The organism is Kitasatospora sp. NPDC028055 (assembly GCF_040637885.1).
Taxonomy (GTDB): domain Bacteria; phylum Actinomycetota; class Actinomycetes; order Streptomycetales; family Streptomycetaceae; genus Kitasatospora.
Map to the genome: position 1 here is coordinate 77,612 of NZ_JBEZXE010000010.1, position 18,862 is coordinate 96,473.

Consider the following 18,862-nt stretch of genomic DNA (forward strand, 5'->3'; position numbering starts at 1 on the left):
ATCCTGGCACCGCGGATCCGGGCCCGACAACGACGCACGTCATGTTCGCGTCAATCCAATGGACGAGTGAACCACCCACCGCCCGGACCCGTCATCCTGCGACGCCACACCGGTCGCCGACCCGAGCAGGACCGGCTCCCCCACCCCGTCTCAGCGCGGACTGAGCAGGCAGAACTCGTTGCCCTCCGGGTCGACCAGGATCGTCCAGGAGATCGCGGACTGGTCGATCCCGGGGTCGGTGGCGCCCAGGGCGCGCAGCCGGGCCTCCTCCGCCGCCGGGTCGTCACCGCGGTAGGGGCTGACGTCGAGGTGGACGCGGTTCCACCCGCTCTTGGCATCGGACGTCCGGATGAACTCCAGGTAGGGGCCGACGCCCCGGGCGGAGCGCATCGACGCGAAACCGTCGGTGACCTCGTGCACCGTCCAGTCCATCGCCTCGCCCCAGAACCCGGCCATTCCTCGCGGGTCGGCGCAGTCGACCACCACCGCGGCGATCGGCCCGGTGTCCCGGTACACCTCACGGGGTTCCAGGACGCAGAACTCGTTGCCCTCAGGGTCGGCCATGACCGTCCAGGGGACGTCACCCTGCCCCACGTCGGCGAGCGTGGCGCCGAGGTCCGTCAGGCGCGCGACCAGCTCCGCCTGGTGGGCGGCCGAGGTGGTGGCCAGGTCGAGGTGGACCCGGTTCTTCACCGTCTTGGGCTCCTCGCTGACGACCAGGTCGATGCAGACCGCCGCCGGGTCGGGATAGGCGAAGCCCACGGGTTCGAGGTTGGTCACCCCGGGCGCCTCGTGGTCGATGCCCCAGCCGAGCGCCTCCGCCCAGAACCGGCCGAGCGCCGCATCGTCCCGGGCCTTCATGTTGATCTGCACGAGTCTCGTCGCCATGACCAAGATCCTAGAAGGCTCCGCTCCGGAAAGATCGGAAATATTCGTTGCGCAGTTTTCATTGCGCAACATTCCTTTCGGATCTACGGTGAAGGCATGCCCGAGCCGACCGAACCCCAGCAGCCACAGCACCCTCAGAAGCCACAGCAGCAACCCCCGTCCGAGTGGATCACCGACCTCTCCCGCCTCAAGGCGTTCACCAACCCACTGCGCATGCAGCTCTACCGCCTGCTCTACCTCGCCGGCACCGCCACCGCCTCCCAGCTCGGCGAACAGGTCGACCAGGCGCCATCCCTGGTCAGCTACCACCTGCGCAAACTCGCCGAGCACGGCTTCGTCACCGAGGCGGCCACGCAGAGCGGCGACGCGCGCGAGCGCTGGTGGCAGGTCTCCTCCGAGGAGGGCTGGAGCTTCCGCGAGTCGGATCTCTCCGGCACCCCCGAGGGCGCGGCCGCCGTCGGCGCCGTCAGCCGCAGCCTGGTCGACAGCCGGGCCGCCCAGTACCGCAGCTACCTGGACCAGAGCTCGGCCTGGGGCTCGGAGTGGACGGACGCCGCGTTCACCGCCGAGTGGCTGCTCGACCTCACGGCCGCCGAACTCGCCGAGCTGGGCGGCGAGTTGCAGGAGCTCAGCCGACGCTGGCGGGAGCGCGGCAAGGCCGCACGCGCGGCCGGCGCCACCGAGGGGCGCGAACACGTGTCCGTCCACGTGTACGGCTTCCCGTTCCGCCCCTGACACCGCCACCCACGCCCGCCCCGACCCCTCGGAGCCCCGCCATGGCCACGCTGGAGACGACCCCTCCGATACGCCCCGCCGCCGCCCCCGGCAACGCGCCCGCCCACCGGGACCCCAACGTCCTGCGCTGGCTCACCGCCTACACCGCCTCCCTGGTGGGCGACAGCGTCTACTTCCTCGCCCTCGGCTGGTCCGCCCAACGGGCCGCCGGGCCCGCCGAGGTCGGCCTGGTGATGGCCGCGGGGGCGCTGCCCCGGGCGGTGCTGATGCTCGGCGGCGGAGTGGTCGCCGACCGGTTCGATCCCCGCCGGGTGATCCTCGGCAGCGACGCCCTGCGCTGCCTGCTCATCCTCTCGGTCGCGGCCGCCATCGCCCTGACCACGCCCGCCCTCTGGCTGCTGGTCGCGGTCGCGCTGGTGTTCGGCGCCGTGGACGCCCTGTTCGTACCCGCCGTCGGCGCCCTGCCGCCCCGGATCACCGGCCCGGACCAGCTGGCCCGGGTCACCGGACTGCGTTCGCTCGCGATGCGCCTCGGCCAGATCGCCGGCCCGCCGATCGGCGGCCTGGCCATGGGCCTCGGCGGCCCGGCGACCGCCTTCACCGTCGCGGGCACCCTGTTCGCCCTCTCACTGCCCCTCCTGCTCTCGGTCCGCATCCGCCCCCTCGACCCACCCCCGGGCGACACCACCCCCACCAGCTCGACCAACCGCACCTCCGCCCGCGCGGACCTGGTCGACGGGCTGCGCTACATCCGCCGCCACCGCCTGCTCGGCCCGCTGGTCCTCGTCGGGGCCGTCTGCGAGCTCGGCCTGACCGGCACCCTGAACGTCGGCATGGTCCTCCTCAACGCCGAACGCGGCTGGGGCCCGTCCGGCTACGGCCTGATCGTCGCCTGCTTCGGCGCGGGCGCCACCGTCGGCGCCACCCTACTCGCCGTCGTCGGCCGACTGCCCCGCGCCGGGCTCACCATGGCCGTCACCCTGCTGCTGGGCAGCATCGGCGCAGCCGCCATGGGCCTGGCCCCCACCCTGTGGTCCGCCGCGGTGCTCGCCGCACTGGTCGGCCTGAACGCGGGCATCTTCGGCACCCTGGACGGTGCCCTCGTCCAGACCACCGCCGACCCCGCCTACCTCGGCCGGGTCACCTCCGTCGTCATGCTCACCATGGTCGGCCTCGCCCCGCTCAGCTACCCCCTGGTCGGCGCCGCCATCGGCACCTGGGGCGCAGCCCCGGTCTTCCTCGCCTGCGGCACCCTCTCCTCCCTGGGCGCACTCCACGCCCTCACCTCCCGCCCCGTCCGCCAGGCCGAACTGCCCCGCCGGTAGCGCCCAGCGCCACGGCTCGCCCCGTGGTCGACAACTGGGCTCGGCCAGTGGTCACTTGACCATGCGGAACTCGGGGTGTGCGAGCCAGGCGGTCAGGAACTCGACGTCGCCGATGTGGCCGTACCAGCGGCCGCCGTCGGAGGTCGCGTACGGCAGCTGCCAGGTCCGGCCCGGCAGCGTGGACACGAAGGCGCGGGCCTCGGCCAGGCCGGCCGCCTCCTCCTCGGCGGAGAGCCCGGTGAAGGGCCGGCAGTAGCCGAGCAGGCCGTTGAAGTCGATCAACGCGTCGAAGCGTTCGGCCAGGAACCGCACCAGGTGCCCGAGGGCCAGGTGGTTCTCCCGCCCCGAGCAGTAGGCGACCACGTACAGCGCGGTCACCGGCGGGTGGTCGAGCCCAGGGAATCCGAAGTACTCGTCGTCGTCCAGGGGTTCGGGGCCGAGCTGGAAGGGGCAGAGCGAGGAGACGTCGAGGCCGGGGAGTCCGAGCACCGATGGGTCCCGGAGGGCGAACTCGACCGAGTCGTCCCCCTCCGCACGGATCTCGCAGAACTCGGCCAGCCAGGGCACCGCCTCGACGGCGCTGCGCCGCTCCGTCAGCCACAACCCGGCCGCCGGCCCGCCCATGTCCGTTCCCCGTTCGTCGACGTACCGCCCAGCATGCCTCCGGCCCGGTGCGAGCACCACTGGTTTGTCGCGGTGACCCGCCCCTGCGGGCCCGCCCTCACCGACCCCGGCCCCGACTCCGCCCCTGACCAGCAACTCTCCTTCTCCGTAGGTCAGTTGACCCTGCGGAACCCGGGGCGCCCGGGCCAGGCGGCGAGGCTTCTCACTGCAGATGGTCTGCGGCTCCAGAGGCCGGCCCGGCCGAGAGCGCCTCTCGCCAGTGCTCGGCCGATGTGACCAGGTCCTGGCCGACATGGGTGAGGAACCGGCCCATCTCGGCGAGTCTCATACCGGCGGGTGTGGTGGCGCCGAGTGTCCGGGCGCCCTGGTGGGCGGCCTCGGCGAGCAGCGCGTTGGCGTTGGCGCTGGCGAGCATGGCCCGGAACCAGACGTCGTCGTCGATGACGTAGCGCTGGTGGCGCTTTCCTGGGTCGCGTTCGCGCCGGATGAGTTCCTGCTCCTCCAGGTAGTGCACGGCCAGGGAGATCGTTGCAGGGCTGACCTGGAGACGCTGTACCAGTTCTGCCGCGGTGCGGCTGCCGGTGTCAGCGGCGTACAGGCAACCCAGCACTCTGGCCGCCGTCTTCGGCAGCCCCGTCTGGACGAGTAGTGCGGTGAACTGTTCCTCGAAGTCGTGCACCGTCTCCTGGTCGCGTCCGTGGGCGTCGGTTTCGACCGGCGGCGTCTGTGCCGGGGCGGTTCTGCGGCGGCGGGCGCGCCGCTCGGTGGCCCGGTGTGCCTGGTCCGCCCGGTAGCCGGCGGGTCCGCCGTTGCGGTTGATCTCCCTGGTGACGGTCGAGGTCGGCCGGTCCAGGCCTCTGGCGATCTCGCCGTAGGCGAGCCCTTCGGCCAGTCCCTCCGCGATGGTCCGGCGTTCCTGGTGGCTGAGCCTTCCTCCTGGCATCGGCGTTCTCCCCGTCTCGGTCCCTCTCGGTCACGTCGCCGATCAGTGTGCGTTCATCCCCATCTCATTGCAACAAGCGAGAGGGCTCGGTGCATTCGACATCAAGACCATTGCACCAATTGCACGCTTTCCACCTGCACAAATGTGGAATCTGGCCGATGTTTTGATTGACCGAATATCGAACGCACCATAGCTTTTGACGCATACCGAAACCCGATCGCGGCGCGGCCGACACCGCCCGCGAACCCGAGAGGAACGACGTCATGAACAAGATCCAGGACGCTCTTGAGCAGGCCGTCGCCGAGGGCCTGCCCGGCATCGTTGCCGAGGTCCGCGACGGCGACCGAAGCTGGTTCGGCACCGCCGGGGTGGCCGACATCGAGACCGGGCGCGCACGCACCCGGGGCGAGCAGTTCTACATCGGCAGCCTCACCAAGGCGTTCACCGCCACCGTGGCCTTCAAGCTCGTGGACGAACACCGGCTGCGCCTGGACGACACCGTGGAACAGTGGCTGCCCGGCCTGGTCCAGGGAAACGGAAACGACGGGAGCGCCATCACCGTGAGGCACCTGCTGCACCAGACCAGCGGTCTCGTCAACTACGCCTTCGACGACCCGGACATGATGAACCGCTACATCACCACCGGGTACCTCACCCACCGCTTCGACAAGTGGACCCCCGAACAGCTCATCCAGCTCGCCATGAAGTACCCGCCCTACTTCGCGCCGGGCACCGCCTTCCGATACTCCAACGCCAACTACATGCTCCTCGGCCTGATCATCGAGCGGGCCAGCGGCCGCAGCTTCGCCGAGGAACTCTCCCGGCTGATCCTCCACCCGCTCGGCCTGACGGGCACCTACCTCCCCGGCACCGAGACGACCATCAGCGGGCCGCACCCCCGGATGTACACGAAGCTGCCGGTCGGCGACCCCGACGCCAAGGTGTACGACGTGACCGAATGGGACACGTCGCTGGGCTGGGCCGCCGGCGGCATCGTCTCCACCACCGGCGACCTCGGCCGCTTCTTCGGCGCCCTGCTCGGCGGGGAACTCTTCTCGCCCGCCCTGCAGGCCGAGATGTGGGCCACCGTCTCGACCGAAGGGTCGGGCTGGATCCCCAACACCCGGTACGGCATGGGCACCTTCGAGCAGACCCTGCCCCACGGCGTCACCGTCTTCGGCGGCGGCGGCGCACTCAACGGCTCCTGGACGTACGTGATGGGCACCCGCGACGGCAAGCACCTGGTCGTCTGCAACGTGAACGGCGACTGGGTCAACCCGCTCGCCGCCTTCTTCAAGGTACTTGAAGCGGAGTTTCCCCCCGCCGAGACCCGGTGACGCACCCGACCGCATTCAGTGCCGCTCCGCTGGGCTTTCAGCCGCCCCGGGTTGCCCCGCGACCGCCCGGGTAGTTCCGCCCCACGACCGGCCCGGCAGTTCCACACCGCGACCGCCAGGGCCACCGGCAGTGAATTGGCCCGCGACGCCCGCTCCGTCCTCCGCTAGCGTCGGCCTGGCCACCGATCAACGGAGAACCCATGCACCGCGAACTCGCCGCCGACCTCGACCAGTTGCCCGCCCTGCTGGAGGAGGCCCGGCAGCGGGCCGTCGACTTCCTCGGCGGGCTCGACGACCGGCCGGTCATCCCGAAGGAGGCCGGCCGACCGACGCCGTCGATGCCGCTGCGCGAGGACGCCGACGGACTGCGGGCGGCCCTGGCCGAGTTCGGCGAGCGCTGGGAACCACGGCTGTCGGCCGGCGCCGGGCCGCGCTACTTCGGGTTCGTGACGGGCGGGGCAACCCCGGCCGCGCTGGTGGGCGACTGGCTGACCGCCACCGCCGACCAGAACTCCAACTCCTCGCTCGACCCGGCCGGTCAGGACCTGGAGCGGGAGACCGTCGGCTGGCTGCGCGAGCTGTTCGGGCTCTCCCCCGCGCACAGCGGCACCTTCGTCAGCGGCGCCACCCAGTCCAACACCGTCGGCCTGGCGATCGCCCGCGAGTGGCTGGGCGAACGCCTCGGGGTCGACGTGGCCGAGGACGGGGTCGCCGCGCTGGGCCGGGTCCGGGTGCTGTCGGGCAGCGCGCACTCCAGCGTGGCCAAGGCGCTGTCCGTCCTGGGACTCGGCCGCACCGCGCTGACCACCGTCCCCACCCTGGCCGGCCGGGAGGCCGTGGACGTGGTCGCCCTGGAGCGGGCCCTCGCCGAGGCCGACGGCCCGTGCGTCGTGGTCGCCAACGCGGGCACCGTGAACACCGTCGACTTCGACGACCTGCAGGCGATCGCCGCCCTCCGCGAGCGGTACGGGTTCTGGCTGCACGTGGACGCCGCCTTCGGCGCCTTCGCCGCACTCTCCCCCCAGCACGCCGAGCTGGTCGCCGGGCTCGACCTCGCCGACTCGGTCTGCGTGGACCTGCACAAGTGGCTCAACGTGCCGTACGACAGCGCCGTGCAGTTCACCCGCCGCCGCGACCTCCAGGCCCGGGTCTTCCAGAACGCCGCCGCCTACCTCGGCCCGGTCGGCGACCACCCCGACCTGGTGCATCTGACCCCGGAGAACTCGCACCGCCTGCGCGCCCTGGCAGCCTGGTTCACCCTGCGCGCCTACGGTCGGGCCGGCCACCGCGAGATCGTGGAGCGCAACGTCGCCGGGGCCCGTGCGCTCGGCGCGGCGGTCGAGGCCATCGACGGCCTGCGACTGCTCGCGCCGGTCCGCCTCAACGTCGTCTGCTTCACCCTCGCCGAGGACCCCACCCCGGAGCGCCTCGCCGCCCTCGCCGCCGAGCTCTCCGCGGAGGCCTTCCTCACCCCGACCCGCTACGCCGGCCTGCCCGCCCTGCGCGCGGCGTTCAGCAACTGGCGCACCACGGAGGCGGACGTGCGACGGACGGCCGCCGCGCTCTCCACCGCGACGGCCGTGGTCATCGCGGCCGGCTCGAACGGTGTGGCCGACGCCTGAGCATCCCGACCCCGGCCAGCGCCCGTACGCCGGCCGGAGTTCGGGCGGTTCCGGCGTTCCGGCGGCTCCGGCGGCTCGGGTGGCTCCGGCGTTCAGGCACTCACGGATGCGCCCCGTCCCCGTACCCGCCCCGCGACAGGTCCGTCAGGCCGGCCATCAGCTCGGCATGGGCGAGGTTCAGGAACCGCAGCGCCCGCCACCGGGGGTTGTGGTCGGGGTGGTCGCGGAAACCGTCGGCCGTCCCGCACAGCCGTTCCCACCACAACATCACGTCCTGGCGCAGCCGTTGGGTCTCCCCGGGCACATCCATCCGGTCCGCGAGCACCACCTCGCGCCAGGCGACGAGGAGGTCGCCGAGGTGGATGCAGTCGTGGAGGGTGACGTAGGCGAGGCGCTCGGCCGCGAAGCGGGCGGTGCTGCCCTCGGGCTGGGCCTCGACCACCTCGCCGAGACGGGCGGACAGGAAGGCCTGCAACGGGGTGACGTCCTGGTGGTGCAGGTCGTCGGAGAACTCCAGCACTTCCCTGGGCCGGTAGTCGGCAGCCATCGCACGTGCTCCCTCGGTTCGGATCAGCACTCGGTGACGGATCGTCACGCAGCGTCGGCTCATGACCCTAGCCCCGGTACGGCGGCGGCGACCGGCGATTCCGCAGATCCTCATCTTTCGGGGCCAACCAGGCGCCAGCGGCACAACACGCCTGCCGGGCTTGACCTTCACACCGGTGTGAAGCCCGATGATGCTGCCATGACCGCCACCACCCGCCACCCGTACGACCCCTACGACCTCCTCGCACAGAGCCGCCTCGGCATCCTCGCCACCATCAAGGCCGACGGCCGGCCCCAGCTCTCGCCGGTGCTGCCGTACTACGACCGCGAGGCGAACGTCATCCTGATCTCCACCCGGGAGGGGCTCGCGAAGACCGCGAACCTGCGCCGGGACCCGCGGGTCAGCCTGGAGGTGACCGCGCCGGACGGACGCTCCTGGGCCACCGCCGAGGGCACCGCCACCCTCACCGGACCGGGCCTCGACCCCGACGGTCCCGAGGTCGAGGCCCTGGTCGACTACTACCGCCGGGCGGCCGGCGAACACCCCGACTGGGCGGACTACCGCGAGGTCATGGTCGCCGACAGGCGGGTGCTGCTCACGATCCCGGTCGACCACGTGTACGGCGCCCGGATCTGACCGGGCGACCAGCAACCGACCGACCGACCAATCGGCCCGGCCCGGCCCGGCCCGGCCACCGTCACGGGGGAACGGTGGCCGGGCCGTTAACCGCAAGCGGACGACCACCCACGGACGACGGGTCAGTCCCGGGTCGCCGTGACGACCGTGGCGTCCAGCTCCTCCTCGCGGCTCACCTGCGCCGCCAGCCCCGCCGCCCGGGCCACCTCCAGCGCACCGGCTGCCTGCCGCTCGCTGGTCTCGAACAACAGCGCCCCGCCCGCCGCCAGCCACCCGCCCGCCGCCAGCCACCCGGGCGCCGCCGCGGCCACCCGGCGCAGCACGTCCAGTCCGTCCGCACCGCCGTCCAGCGCGGGCCGGGCCTCGTGCAGTCGCGCCTCGGGCGGCAACAGCTCGACGTCTGCGGTCGGTACGTACGGAACGTTGGCGATCAGCACCTCCACCCGCCCGCGCAGCGCCTCGGGCAGGGGCGCGAAGAGGTCGCCCTCGTAGACCCGCGCGCCCGTCCCGGCCAGGTTGCGCCGGGCGCAGCGGACGGCGGCGGGGTCGAGGTCGGCGGCGTACAGCTCGACCGGGTGGTCGACCTGTGCCGCCACGGCGGCGCCGAGGGCACCGCTGCCGCAGCACAGGTCGACCACCACGGCGCCGGGGCCGGCGAGTCGGGCGGCCTCGGCGACCAGGAACTCGCTGCGTCGGCGCGGGACGAACACGCCGGGGTCGACGGCGATCCGCAGACCCGCGAAGTCGGCCCAGCCGACGACGTGTTCGAGCGGTCGGCCCTGGGCACGGGCCCGGACCATGGCGGCCAGTTCGGCGGGTGAGGCGGCAGCGGCAAGCAGGATCCGGGCCTCGTCCTCGGCGAACACGCAGCCGGCGGCGCGCAGTCGGGAGACGACGGAGGAACGGAGAGCGGCGGAGGAGAAGACCGACAAAGGGACCCCTAGGGCAGGACGGGAGGAGAACGGAGGACTCCGTCAGGGCTCCCGCCAGGGCCGACGCCGCGTCGGTGCGCCCGCGCTACGCGCGCGATGCGCCCGCACGGTCGCGCTCCGGGAGCACCCGCTCGGACATACCGGTAATGGGTCTCACCTCCCTGGCTCGCGGTCGTGTTCGTCGTGTACAGCGTCGGCCACCCTACCGCACCGACCGGGCCCGCCGACCGGCCACTGAGCCGCGCGAGCGGCGGTGCGGCCAGGCTTCCCGATCAGCCGAGGAAGTCGGCGACCAGGACGGCGAACTCCTCCGGGGTGGTGACCGGCACCCCGAGCTCCTCCGCCTTGGCCCGCTTGGAGCCCGCCTTCTCGCCCGCGACCAGCAGATTGGTGCGCTTGGACACCGAGGAGGAGGCCTTGCCGCCCGCCCGCTCGATCAGCTCGTTCATCGCGTTGCGGGAGAGCTCGGCCAGGACGCCGGTCATGCTCCCGGTCACCACGACGCTCTGCCCGGCCAACGGACCGGCCACCGCCGCGCCCTCGCCCGCAGCGCCTTCGCCCGCCCCGCCCTCGGCCCCACTGCCGGGAGCGGCTGCGGCCGCGACCGCGACCAGTGGCTCGGTGACCGCCGTCCCCACCCCCTGCTCCGCCAGCCGGTCCAACAGCACTGCCACATCGGCGAGTTCGGCGACGATCACGGTCGCCTTCTCGGCCCCGATGCCGTCCACGCCCGCCAGCGCCTCCGCGTCGGCGGCCCGGATCGCGGCCATACTGCCGAAGTGCGCGGCGATCCGGCGCGACATCGTCCGCCCGGTGCCCCGGATGCCAAGGGCGCAGAACACCCGGTTCAGCGGGCGGGTGCGGGCGGTCTCGATGGCGGCGAGCAGCTTGTCCGCACTGGTGTCGCCCATCCGCTCCAGCGTGAGCAGTTGTTCCCTGGTCAGGGTGAAAAGGTCGGCCAGATCGGCGACCAGCCCGGACTCGACCAACTGGACGGCCCGGGTCCCGCCGAGGCCCTCGATGTCGAGCTGGTCGCGCCCGGCCGCGTAGATCACCGAGGCGACGGCCTGGCAGCCGCGGCCGCGCACGCAGCGCCAGCGCTGCTCCGAGCGGTCGATGGCGTCGCCGCAGCGCGGGCAGACCTCGGGGAAGGCGATCGGCTGCTCGGCGCCGGTGCGCTCGTCCACCAGCGGCGCCTCGACCCGCGGGATGACGTCGCCGGCGCGGTAGACGAACACCTGGTCGCCGAGCATCAGCCCGCGCCGCTCGATGTCGGCGGGGTTGTGCAGGGTCGCGTAGGTGACGGTGACGCCGTCGATCACCACCGGCTCGAGCACCGCGCGGGGCGCGATGATCCCGGTGCGGCCGACGTTCCACTCCACGGCGAGCAGCCGGGTGACCTTGTGCTGGGCCTGGAGCTTACGGGCGACCGCCCAGCGCGGCGCGCGGGAGCCGGAGCCGGCCTCCTCCTGGTCGGCGACCGCGTCCGCCTTGACCACGACGCCGTCGATGCCGAAGGGCAGCGCGGCACGCAGCGCGGCGATCTCCTCGATCCGCTGCTCGGCCTCGGCGAGCGTGGCGCAGCGGAGGGGAGCGGCCGCGGTCGTGGCGGCGGTGTTGGCGCCGAGCTCGGCGAGGCGGGCGAGCAGCGCGACGTGGTCGAGGCCGGGCAGGCCGTGGGCGTCGTAGCCGAAGAAGGTGAGCTCGACCCGGTACGGGCGGTCCTTGGCCCTCAGTGTGCCGGCGGCGCCGCTGCGCGGGTGGGCGAAGGGGATGGCGCCGTGGGCGGTGCGCTGGGCGTTGGCCTGTTCGAACTGTTCGTGGGTGAGCAGCACCTCGCCGCGCAGTTCCAGGTCGAGCGGCTCGCTGAGCCGGGCGGGCAGGCCGAGCACGGCGTCGGCGGCGTGGGTGATGTCCTCCCCGGCCAGGCCGTCGCCCCGGGTGAGCACCTGGTGCAGCCGGCCGGCCCGGTAGCGGGCGGCCACGGCGAGGCCGTCCAGCTTGGGCTCGACGCACCAGGCCGCGACCGGTCTGCCGAGCCGGCGCTCCAGCCCGGCGGCCCAGGACTCCAGCTCCTCGGCGGAGAAGACGTTGTCGAGCGAGAGCATCGGCGTGCTGTGCGGGACGTCGCCGACGACCGCGCCGCCGGCCACCTTGCCGGTGGGCGACTCGGGCAGCACCTGCTCGGGGTGCTCCCGCTCGTAGGCCTCGATCCCCCGGACCAGGGCGTCGTACTCGTCGTCCCCGAGCGGGGTGGAGCCGTCACCGTAGTACGCCGCGGCGGCCCGGACGGCGGTGGCGACGGCGTCGGCGTAGGCCTGCGGGGAGGCGGGGATGGCGGGGGTGGCCGTGGTGGCTGCGTCCTTCATACCGCCATCATGGCGAGCCGCACTGACATTCGACCCGGCCCGGCACGGGCGGGCCCGGGCACGGGTACCCGATCGGCCGAGCGCCCCGGGTGGGCGGGCGCGGACCGGCGTCGTACCGGCTACGGCTGGTCATGTTCCTTGTAGGCGTCGCGGATGTGCGAGGGGATCCGTCCGCGGTCGTTCACGGTGATGCCGTGGGCGTGGGCCCATCGGCGTATCGCCTCGCCCTCCGGGTGGGGTTCGTCGCGCCTGAGGGGCCGGGCGGGAGCACCGGGGCCACTCCAGTCCCCGGTGCTGACTCCTTCCAGCAGGTCCGCCGCCCGGTGGAAGAGCGCGGACAGCGAGGCCAGCACCCCTTCCTCCGGCAGATCCGCGTCTGCCCATGTTCCGATCGTCCCGTTGGCCGTGTCCAGGAACGTCCCGTAGAGGCCGTCGCGATCGGCGGCGATCGGCAGCCACTCCTGGCGCCAGAGCGGGTGGTCGGGGTCTTCGGACGGTTCCATCCGCTCCATGGCGAGCTGCCTGAGATAGACCCGCTGGATGTCCTCCAGGCCGAGCAGGAGGGTTCCACCAGGTACGGGCACCTCGCACCCCCGCCGCACCAGGGAACCCGGGAACTCGGGGCGCTCGTCGACATCCACGTCGTTCACCAGGAGCCATTGCCGTACCGGCGCCGGCAGCTCCAGCCCCATGCGCGCTTCGGCCCGGTCGATGGCCTCCTGGCTCCCCGGACCGCCGAGGGTGGCGAAGATCCCGGGGTCGTTCCGCTCGAGCCATGTGGTCACCCGGGCCCACGCCTCCCGAACGTCTTGTGCCTGGCTCATCGGAGTGCCCTTCGTATGCGACGGCTGTTGAACACGTATGGGAGGAACCGTAGGCATGGCCACCGACAGGAACGCTCGGCCCGGAGATCTGGGGTCCGGGTCGACACCTCCGGGTCAACCGTCATCAGCGAAAAACAGGACATACGGTCTGTCCATAAAAAACCGCACGCGCTGTTTTTTACAGCCCCGTTGCCGCCCGCACTCCGACCTCCGCCGACGACCCGTCGGCAGCGCACTCCGCCGCCCGGGCCGCCGCGACCTCGGCGACCACCTGCCCCCCGCGGTCCGGCCCCATCTGCAACGAGCCGAGCACCCCGGGCACCGCGACGCTCGGCATCAGGTGCTGGAACAGCCCGGACACCCGCAGTTCCAGGTCGGCCCGGCCGGACAGCTTCTGCGACTGGATCTGAACACCCGTCCAGGCAGCGGTGATCAGCCAGGCGGTGTCGGCCGGGACGACGTGCGGCAGCAGTTCGCCCCGCTCGCCGGCGGCGACCAGCAGCGCCTCCATCCGGCTGATCCAGCCGGGGATCGCACCGCCACCGAAGTCGTAGAGCACGTCCTGGCCGAGCGAGAGCCGGGCGCCGGCGCTGAGCAGCGGATCGCGCGGCATCAGGTGCGCCACCACCATCCCGGTGTCCACGAACTCCTGGAGTTTGCAGGTCCGTTCCGGCACGCCGTCCTGGACGAACTGTTCCTCGACGACCCCCTGCGCGAGGTCCCGCTTCGAGGCGAAATGGAAGTACACCGCACCGCGCGTCACACCCGCCCGGGCGACCACCTCCCCGATGGTCGCGCCCTCGTAGCCGAACTCGTCGAAGACCGACGCCGCGGCCTCCAGGATCAGCCGACGCGTCCGGAGCGCCCGTTCCTGCCGTACCACCGCAACCACCCCGCCCTGAGCTCCGGGAAAACAAAACCAAACACCCCGTATCTTAGCTAAGGGCACCCTTCGGGCGACAAGGCGATGCCGGCGAAGCAGCCGACCCACCCTCTCTTCCCCCACCTGACCCGACAGTTGCCGTCAACAGTCCGCCACTCCCGACTCGGCGATCACGGGCCACACCTCCTGGGAGATCGGCCGGGAAGTACGACTACCGCCCCCACAGCCGCCGAGAAACCGAATGAACGGTCTCTTCTGCTCGCTCCGCGGAACACACCCGCCGGAGCTCCACTCCACGACTTCCACAACCAATCGGTTGAACACGCAGGCAGGCCGGAGTAGCGTTGTCCTCAACCAATCGGTTGAGGAAGAACAGAGGTGCCACTGTGGCCGTCGACCAGCTCTCCCGGGCGTTCGTCGCCCTGGCCGATCCGACCCGGCGCGACATCGTCGCCCGGCTCTCGGTCCGGGACGCGACCGTCGGCGAGTTGGCGGAGTCCTACGCGATGTCCATGCAGGCCGTCTCCAAGCACCTCAAGGTCCTGGAGGAGGCCGGGCTGGTCAGCCGCAGCCGGGACGCCCAGCGGCGGCCGTGCCACCTGGAGCCGCAGGTGTTCGACTTGATGACGAGCTGGATCGAGCGCTACCGCCGCCGGGCCGAGGCCCGCTTCGGCCGCCTGGACGCCGTCCTCGCAGCCATGGGCGACACCGACGCCACCCACGCCACCAACGACGCCGCCCCAGCCCCAGCCCCGGATCCGACCCCGGACACCGGCGCCCACTCCCGCACCGACCGCCTCACCGCACCCACCGCACCCACCGCACCCACAGAAGGAGACCCGTCATGACCTCCACCACCGGCCGCGAGACCCGCATCGAGGCGGACCCCGCACTGCCCACCATCCGGATCGTCCGCGAGTTCGACGCCCCGCAGGAGCGGGTCTTCCGGGCCTGGATCGAGCCCGGGCTGGTCGCGCAGTGGCTCGGCCCCGAGGACCTCGACCTCAAGATCGACGAGTGGGAGGCCCGCACCGGCGGCCACTACCGCTACTCCGTGCACCGCGAGGGCCAGGAGGTCGCCGCCTTCTACGGCTCCTTCCACGAAGTCCGGCCGGCCACCCGACTCGTTCAGACCTTCACCTTCGAGGGCGTGCCGGACGGCGTCTCGCTGGACACCGCCGTCTTCGAGCCCGTCGGCGAGGGCCGCACCCGGGTCACCGTCCTGTCGGTGGTCGACAGCCTGGTGGCCCGGGACGCGATCCTGGCCAGCGGAATGGAGCGCGGCGTGACCGAGGGCTACCGGAAGCTGGACGCCCTGCTCGCCGCCGCCTCCTCCTGAGCGCCTGGGTCCGTCATGGCAGCACGGCCACCGCCTCCACCTCCACCAGTTGGTCCGTGTAGCCGAGCACCGAGACGCCGAGCAGCGTGCTGGGGGCGTCATGCTCCCCCAGGTACTCCCGGTACACGTTCCACACCTTCACCAAGTCCGCCTGGTCGCCGGAGGCCACGTACACGGTGGTCCGCGCGATGTCCGTGAGCCCCGCGCCCGCGTCCTCCAGCACGGTTATCAGATTGCGCATCACCTGGTGGGTCTGGCCCTCGTAGTCGCCGACCGCGACCGTGCGGCCCTCCTCGTCCAACGGACAGGCCCCGGCGAGCCAGAGCGAGCGGACCGGGGCGTCCACCACCGCCGCATAGGCGTAGTCGACGGCCTGGGTCAGCCGGGTGTTGCGGACCAGCTTGACCGCGCTGTTCATGGGGCCCTCCGAGGGGATCGCGACCGAACGTTCGCGCTCATCGTTGGCCTCGCACGAACGGACGTCAAACCGATTTAGGGCGAAATCCCGTCCGTACCAAGGCCCGTGTGCCCACGATTCACCGTTGCGGGTGATGGCGGACAACCCCCTCGGGCCCCGATCCTGGTGCCGACCCACGCCGGCGCCACGATCGACCACCATCGGCCGCGACCGGCCACGCCCCGCCAGGAGGAGTCGACCGATGGAGTCCCAACCCCCCGACCGCGACCGGGCTTCCGGTGTCGGCCGGCGCCGCGTGCTCGGCCTCGCCCTCGGCGCCGGCCTCACCCCGGCCCTCGCCGCCGCGTCCCAACCCGCCCACGCCGCACCGCCGTCCGACCCCCACCCCGCTCCCGCCCACCCCGCTCCCGCCGATCCCACTCCCACTGACCCCACGCCCACCGACCCCGTTGCCGCCGACCCCGCCGCCACCCTCGGCCGGCGGGTCGTCACGGTGGCCGAGGCCCAGCTCGGCCTTCCGTACGCCTGGGGCGGCGGCGACCGGCTGGGCCCGAGCCTCGGCTTCTGCGACGGGGAGAACGGCTACCTGAACGGCGTGTGCCTGGGCGAGAGCACGGTCGGCTTCGACTGCAGCGGGCTGTCCCTGTACTGCTGGTACCGCGCCAGCCAGGGCACCGTCGAGCTCGCGCACTACACCGTGGCCCAGTTCAACCGCAGCGCCCCGGTCGAACGTGACGCGCTGGCCCCCGGCGACCTGCTCTTCTTCTCCCGCCCCGACGCCCCGCTGCACCACGTCGGCATCTACACCGGCGACGGCGCGATGATCCACGCCGAACGGACCGGCACCCTGATCGCCCGGGTCGAGCACGTGCTCGACGTCCCGCGCTGGGCAGGCGAGTTCGCCGGCGCCCGCCGCCCCGGGGTGCTGCCCGGCTGAGAAACGCCCCAGCTCGTCCGGCGGATCACGCGGGGGCGCGCCACTCCGGCGATCCGTGCTCCACGCGCAGCAGCAGTTCGTGCAGCACCCGGCGCTCCGCCGGGTCGAGCGGGGCCAGCACCTCGTCCTGCACCGCCCGCGCCCGCGCCTCCAGTTCGGCGAGCAGTGCCCGCCCCTCGGCGGTGACCGACACCGAGACCCGCCGGCGGTCCGCCTGGTCCCGGCTGCGCTCGACGTACCCGGCCGCGCCGAGCTGGTCGGCGACCTTGGCGAGGTCGCTCGGATCGATGCCCAGCCGCCGGACCAGGTCGCGCTGCGCCTGGGGCCCGAAGTCGACGAGGGCTGCCAGCACAGCCATGTCCCAGAGCCGCAGGCCGCGTTCGGCCAGTTGCCCGGCGAGCTCCGCCCGCGCGGCGCGGCCGATCCGGGCGAGCAGGAAGGTGCTGAGGCCCAGCAGTGTCGGCGGCAGCGCGTCGGGCGGGGCGGGGTTCTCGGAGGCCATGGCGAAATTCTAGGGGCGATCCCTATAGTGGGTGAAGACCCACTGATTCAGATCCCGTCTGGAGCCCGACCGTGGACGCCCTCTACCCCCGCCTGCTCGTCACCCGCTTCGCCGAGACCTTCGGCTTCTACCGCGCCGTCCTCCCCACCCTCACCGGCGCCACCCTGGTCAAGGGCGCCCCCGAGGGCCCGTACGCCAACTGGGACGTCGACGAGCAGGCCGTCCTGTCGCTCTACGACCGCGCCGCGATGTCCGCCACGCTGGGCACCACCGGACTGCCCGCCCGCCCGGCCACCCCCACCCAGGACACCGCGATGCTGGTCTTCCGGGTCGACGACGTGGACAAGGCGCTCGCCCTCTGCCTCCAGCACGGCGGAGTCCTCGCCGTCCCGGCCACCGACCGGCCCGAGTGGGGCCCCGACCTGCGCAGCGCCCACCTGCGGGACCCCGAGGGCCACTTGATCGAGCTCCAGTCCTACTGACCGCCGGGGGCCGCGAGTCCCCCGGCGGTCAGCGGTGGCACGGCCGCTCCGCGGTGGCCGGTCGCTCAGCGGTGGCCGGTCGCTGGGCGGTGGAAGACCTGCAGCTCCCGGTTCACCCGGCCGGCGCGTCCCGCCACAGCTCGGCGCTGCAGTCCGCCACCTGCGCGCCGATCCGGGCCCAGGCCTGCTCGGCCGCCATCGGCTCCAGCCGGCGGCCGTCCCGCAGCCGCAGCGCGACCCGGCCGTCCGCAGCCTCCCTGGCGCCGATCACCGCCTGGTAGGGCACCAACCGGGCCTCCCGGATCCGGGCGCCCAGGCTGCCGTGCTCCGGTCCGGCGACCTCGGCCCGCAGCCCGAGGTCAAGGCAGCGCTGCCGCAGCCGCTCGGCCTGCGGCAGCTCGGCTTCGGAGATCGGCAGCAGCACCACCTGGGCCGGCGCCAGCCAGGCCGGGAACGCGCCACCGTACAGCTCGATCAGGTGGGCGACCACCCGTTCGACGCTGCCGATCACACTGCGGTGCACCATCACCGGGCGGTGCTTGGCGCCGTCCGCGCCGATGTAGTGCAGGTTGAAGCGCTCGGGCTGGTGGAAGTCGATCTGGACGGTGGAGAGGGTGAACTCGCGCCCGGCACCGTCGGCGATCTGCACGTCGATCTTGGGCCCGTAGAACGCGGCCTCGCCCTCCGCCGCCTCGAACGGCACCCCGGAGCGCTCCAGCACGTCGGTCAGCAGCGCGGTGGCCCGCCGCCACAGCTGCGGGTCGGCCACGTACTTGCCGCCCTCGCCGGGCAGCGACAGCCGGTAGCGGACCGGCACGATGCCGAGCGCCCGGTGCGCCTCGCGGATCAGCTCCAGGGCGGCGACGGCCTCGTCGGCGGCCTGCTCCGGGGTGCAGAAGACGTGCGCGTCGTTCAGCTGGATCGCCCGGACCCTGGTCAGCCCGCCGAGCACACCGGACAGCTCGGAGCGGTACATCCCGCCCAACTCGGCCATCCGAAGCGGGAGGTCTCGGTAGCTGTGCGGGCGGGAGCGGAAGATCAGCGCGTGGTGCGGACACAGGCTCGGGCGCAGCACCATCTCCTCCGAGCCGAGTTGCATGGGCGGGAACATGTCCTCGCGGTAGTGGTCCCAGTGACCGGAGATCTCGTACAGCTCGCGCTTGCCGAGCACCGGCGAGTAGACGTGGCGGTAGCCGGCCCGGCGCTCGCGGCCGCGGATGAACTCCTCCAGGGTGTGCCGGATCGCGGCGCCGTCGGGCAGCCAGTACGGCAGGCCGGAGCCCATCAGCGGGTCGGTGTCGAAGAGGTCGAGCTCGCGGCCGAGCTTGCGGTGGTCGTTCGCGGGGCGGTCGTGCGCGGGGCGGTCGTTCGCGGGAGCGAGGCGGTCGTTCATCGGGGTGGTCTCCACTCGGGTTGTGCGGGCGAGTGGGACCGGGAACGACGAAGCCCCGGGGCACTCGCCCCGGGGCTTCGGACTTGGTCAGCAGTCAGCGCGCCGGGACTCTCTCCGGCGTCGTCG

20 protein-coding genes are annotated in these 18,862 nt (G+C 72.7%); 9 read left to right on the forward strand and 11 right to left on the reverse strand.

The window, feature by feature from the left end; genetic code table 11:
* Window positions 1–150 precede the first annotated feature (150 nt).
* On the reverse strand, window positions 151–888 hold the full coding sequence (locus tag AB0F71_RS14055; protein WP_360232570.1) for a VOC family protein: 738 nt from the start codon (window positions 886–888) through the stop codon (window positions 151–153).
* Window positions 889–984: 96 nt separating this feature from the next.
* Between AB0F71_RS14055 and AB0F71_RS14060 the strand changes: the two genes are divergently transcribed.
* Entirely contained in the window at window positions 985–1,623 is a 639-nt protein-coding gene (locus tag AB0F71_RS14060) for a helix-turn-helix domain-containing protein (RefSeq protein ID WP_360232573.1), read from the forward strand.
* A gap of 41 nt (window positions 1,624–1,664) precedes the next feature.
* Window positions 1,665–2,948: an MFS transporter gene (locus AB0F71_RS14065; RefSeq protein ID WP_360232576.1), complete on the forward strand. Its 1,284-nt coding sequence runs from the start codon at window positions 1,665–1,667 to the stop codon at window positions 2,946–2,948.
* Between the two features lie 51 nt (window positions 2,949–2,999).
* Here AB0F71_RS14065 and AB0F71_RS14070 read toward each other — a convergent pair whose 3' ends face one another.
* Window positions 3,000–3,572, reverse strand: a complete 573-nt coding sequence (locus tag AB0F71_RS14070) for a DUF6368 family protein (RefSeq protein WP_360232579.1) — start codon at window positions 3,570–3,572, stop codon at window positions 3,000–3,002.
* Window positions 3,573–3,774: 202 nt separating this feature from the next.
* Window positions 3,775–4,515: a MarR family transcriptional regulator gene (locus AB0F71_RS14075; RefSeq protein WP_360232582.1), complete on the reverse strand. Its 741-nt coding sequence runs from the start codon at window positions 4,513–4,515 to the stop codon at window positions 3,775–3,777.
* Window positions 4,516–4,778: 263 nt separating this feature from the next.
* Between AB0F71_RS14075 and AB0F71_RS14080 the strand changes: the two genes are divergently transcribed.
* Together AB0F71_RS14080 and AB0F71_RS14085 are read left to right on the forward strand one after the other, a co-directional pair.
* Window positions 4,779–5,852, forward strand: a complete 1,074-nt coding sequence (locus tag AB0F71_RS14080; protein WP_360232585.1) for a serine hydrolase domain-containing protein — start codon at window positions 4,779–4,781, stop codon at window positions 5,850–5,852.
* A gap of 200 nt (window positions 5,853–6,052) precedes the next feature.
* Window positions 6,053–7,474 (forward strand): pyridoxal-dependent decarboxylase, encoded by a 1,422-nt coding sequence (locus AB0F71_RS14085; protein ID WP_360232588.1) that lies wholly within the window; start codon window positions 6,053–6,055, stop codon window positions 7,472–7,474.
* A 100-nt stretch (window positions 7,475–7,574) separates the two neighbouring features.
* On the opposite strand, the gene AB0F71_RS14090 is transcribed toward AB0F71_RS14085, so the two are convergent.
* Window positions 7,575–8,021 (reverse strand): hypothetical protein, encoded by a 447-nt coding sequence (locus AB0F71_RS14090; protein ID WP_360232591.1) that lies wholly within the window; start codon window positions 8,019–8,021, stop codon window positions 7,575–7,577.
* Window positions 8,022–8,219: 198 nt separating this feature from the next.
* Between AB0F71_RS14090 and AB0F71_RS14095 the strand changes: the two genes are divergently transcribed.
* On the forward strand, window positions 8,220–8,657 hold the full coding sequence (locus tag AB0F71_RS14095; RefSeq protein WP_360232594.1) for a PPOX class F420-dependent oxidoreductase: 438 nt from the start codon (window positions 8,220–8,222) through the stop codon (window positions 8,655–8,657).
* A 122-nt stretch (window positions 8,658–8,779) separates the two neighbouring features.
* Here AB0F71_RS14095 and AB0F71_RS14100 read toward each other — a convergent pair whose 3' ends face one another.
* From AB0F71_RS14100 to AB0F71_RS14115, 4 genes are all read right to left on the reverse strand, one after another.
* Window positions 8,780–9,589, reverse strand: coding sequence for a putative protein N(5)-glutamine methyltransferase (locus AB0F71_RS14100; RefSeq protein ID WP_360232596.1), 810 nt, complete (start codon window positions 9,587–9,589; stop codon window positions 8,780–8,782).
* Window positions 9,590–9,861: 272 nt separating this feature from the next.
* Complete coding sequence (ligA, locus tag AB0F71_RS14105; RefSeq protein WP_360232599.1) at window positions 9,862–11,958, reverse strand: NAD-dependent DNA ligase LigA; 2,097 nt, start codon at window positions 11,956–11,958, stop codon at window positions 9,862–9,864.
* 119 nt (window positions 11,959–12,077) lie between these two features.
* Complete coding sequence (locus tag AB0F71_RS14110) at window positions 12,078–12,743, reverse strand: histone-like nucleoid-structuring protein Lsr2 (protein WP_360232602.1); 666 nt, start codon at window positions 12,741–12,743, stop codon at window positions 12,078–12,080.
* A gap of 217 nt (window positions 12,744–12,960) precedes the next feature.
* Entirely contained in the window at window positions 12,961–13,665 is a 705-nt protein-coding gene (locus AB0F71_RS14115; RefSeq protein WP_360232605.1) for a ScbR family autoregulator-binding transcription factor, read from the reverse strand.
* Window positions 13,666–14,051: 386 nt separating this feature from the next.
* Here AB0F71_RS14115 and AB0F71_RS14120 point away from each other — a divergent pair, with 386 nt between their 5' ends.
* Entirely contained in the window at window positions 14,052–14,513 is a 462-nt protein-coding gene (locus AB0F71_RS14120; RefSeq protein WP_360232608.1) for a metalloregulator ArsR/SmtB family transcription factor, read from the forward strand.
* Window positions 14,510–15,004: an SRPBCC family protein gene (locus AB0F71_RS14125; RefSeq protein WP_360232611.1), complete on the forward strand. Its 495-nt coding sequence runs from the start codon at window positions 14,510–14,512 to the stop codon at window positions 15,002–15,004. Before AB0F71_RS14120 ends, AB0F71_RS14125 begins: the two co-directional genes overlap by 4 nt.
* Before the next feature lie 13 nt (window positions 15,005–15,017).
* On the opposite strand, the gene AB0F71_RS14130 is transcribed toward AB0F71_RS14125, so the two are convergent.
* Complete coding sequence (locus AB0F71_RS14130; protein ID WP_360232614.1) at window positions 15,018–15,422, reverse strand: RidA family protein; 405 nt, start codon at window positions 15,420–15,422, stop codon at window positions 15,018–15,020.
* Between the two features lie 241 nt (window positions 15,423–15,663).
* Here AB0F71_RS14130 and AB0F71_RS14135 point away from each other — a divergent pair, with 241 nt between their 5' ends.
* Window positions 15,664–16,359: a C40 family peptidase gene (locus AB0F71_RS14135; RefSeq protein ID WP_360232617.1), complete on the forward strand. Its 696-nt coding sequence runs from the start codon at window positions 15,664–15,666 to the stop codon at window positions 16,357–16,359.
* A gap of 25 nt (window positions 16,360–16,384) precedes the next feature.
* Here the strand turns inward: AB0F71_RS14135 and AB0F71_RS14140 are convergent, their stop codons facing one another.
* The gene (locus tag AB0F71_RS14140; protein ID WP_360232620.1) at window positions 16,385–16,861 is read right to left on the reverse strand and encodes a MarR family winged helix-turn-helix transcriptional regulator; all 477 of its coding nucleotides are present in this window, start codon (window positions 16,859–16,861) and stop codon (window positions 16,385–16,387) included.
* A 71-nt stretch (window positions 16,862–16,932) separates the two neighbouring features.
* Here AB0F71_RS14140 and AB0F71_RS14145 point away from each other — a divergent pair, with 71 nt between their 5' ends.
* Complete coding sequence (locus AB0F71_RS14145; RefSeq protein ID WP_360232623.1) at window positions 16,933–17,343, forward strand: VOC family protein; 411 nt, start codon at window positions 16,933–16,935, stop codon at window positions 17,341–17,343.
* 112 nt (window positions 17,344–17,455) lie between these two features.
* Here the strand turns inward: AB0F71_RS14145 and thrS are convergent, their stop codons facing one another.
* The gene (thrS, locus tag AB0F71_RS14150; RefSeq protein ID WP_360232626.1) at window positions 17,456–18,736 is read right to left on the reverse strand and encodes a threonine--tRNA ligase; all 1,281 of its coding nucleotides are present in this window, start codon (window positions 18,734–18,736) and stop codon (window positions 17,456–17,458) included.
* Between the last annotated feature and the right edge of the window lie 126 nt (window positions 18,737–18,862).

Bases quoted from the DNA above. Each gene is read 5' to 3' on its own strand.
- AB0F71_RS14055 (WP_360232570.1), bottom strand. From the start codon at position 888: ATGGCGACGAGACTCGTGCAGATCAACATGAAGGCCCGGGACGATGCG.
- AB0F71_RS14060 (WP_360232573.1), top strand. From the start codon at position 985: ATGCCCGAGCCGACCGAACCCCAGCAGCCACAGCACCCTCAGAAGCCA.
- AB0F71_RS14065 (WP_360232576.1), top strand. From the start codon at position 1,665: ATGGCCACGCTGGAGACGACCCCTCCGATACGCCCCGCCGCCGCCCCC.
- AB0F71_RS14070 (WP_360232579.1), bottom strand. From the start codon at position 3,572: ATGGGCGGGCCGGCGGCCGGGTTGTGGCTGACGGAGCGGCGCAGCGCC.
- AB0F71_RS14075 (WP_360232582.1), bottom strand. From the start codon at position 4,515: ATGCCAGGAGGAAGGCTCAGCCACCAGGAACGCCGGACCATCGCGGAG.
- AB0F71_RS14080 (WP_360232585.1), top strand. From the start codon at position 4,779: ATGAACAAGATCCAGGACGCTCTTGAGCAGGCCGTCGCCGAGGGCCTG.
- AB0F71_RS14085 (WP_360232588.1), top strand. From the start codon at position 6,053: ATGCACCGCGAACTCGCCGCCGACCTCGACCAGTTGCCCGCCCTGCTG.
- AB0F71_RS14090 (WP_360232591.1), bottom strand. From the start codon at position 8,021: ATGGCTGCCGACTACCGGCCCAGGGAAGTGCTGGAGTTCTCCGACGAC.
- AB0F71_RS14095 (WP_360232594.1), top strand. From the start codon at position 8,220: ATGACCGCCACCACCCGCCACCCGTACGACCCCTACGACCTCCTCGCA.
- ligA (WP_360232599.1), bottom strand. From the start codon at position 11,958: ATGAAGGACGCAGCCACCACGGCCACCCCCGCCATCCCCGCCTCCCCG.
- AB0F71_RS14125 (WP_360232611.1), top strand. From the start codon at position 14,510: ATGACCTCCACCACCGGCCGCGAGACCCGCATCGAGGCGGACCCCGCA.
- AB0F71_RS14130 (WP_360232614.1), bottom strand. From the start codon at position 15,422: ATGAACAGCGCGGTCAAGCTGGTCCGCAACACCCGGCTGACCCAGGCC.
- AB0F71_RS14135 (WP_360232617.1), top strand. From the start codon at position 15,664: ATGGAGTCCCAACCCCCCGACCGCGACCGGGCTTCCGGTGTCGGCCGG.
- AB0F71_RS14140 (WP_360232620.1), bottom strand. From the start codon at position 16,861: ATGGCCTCCGAGAACCCCGCCCCGCCCGACGCGCTGCCGCCGACACTG.
- thrS (WP_360232626.1), bottom strand. From the start codon at position 18,736: ATGAACGACCGCCTCGCTCCCGCGAACGACCGCCCCGCGCACGACCGC.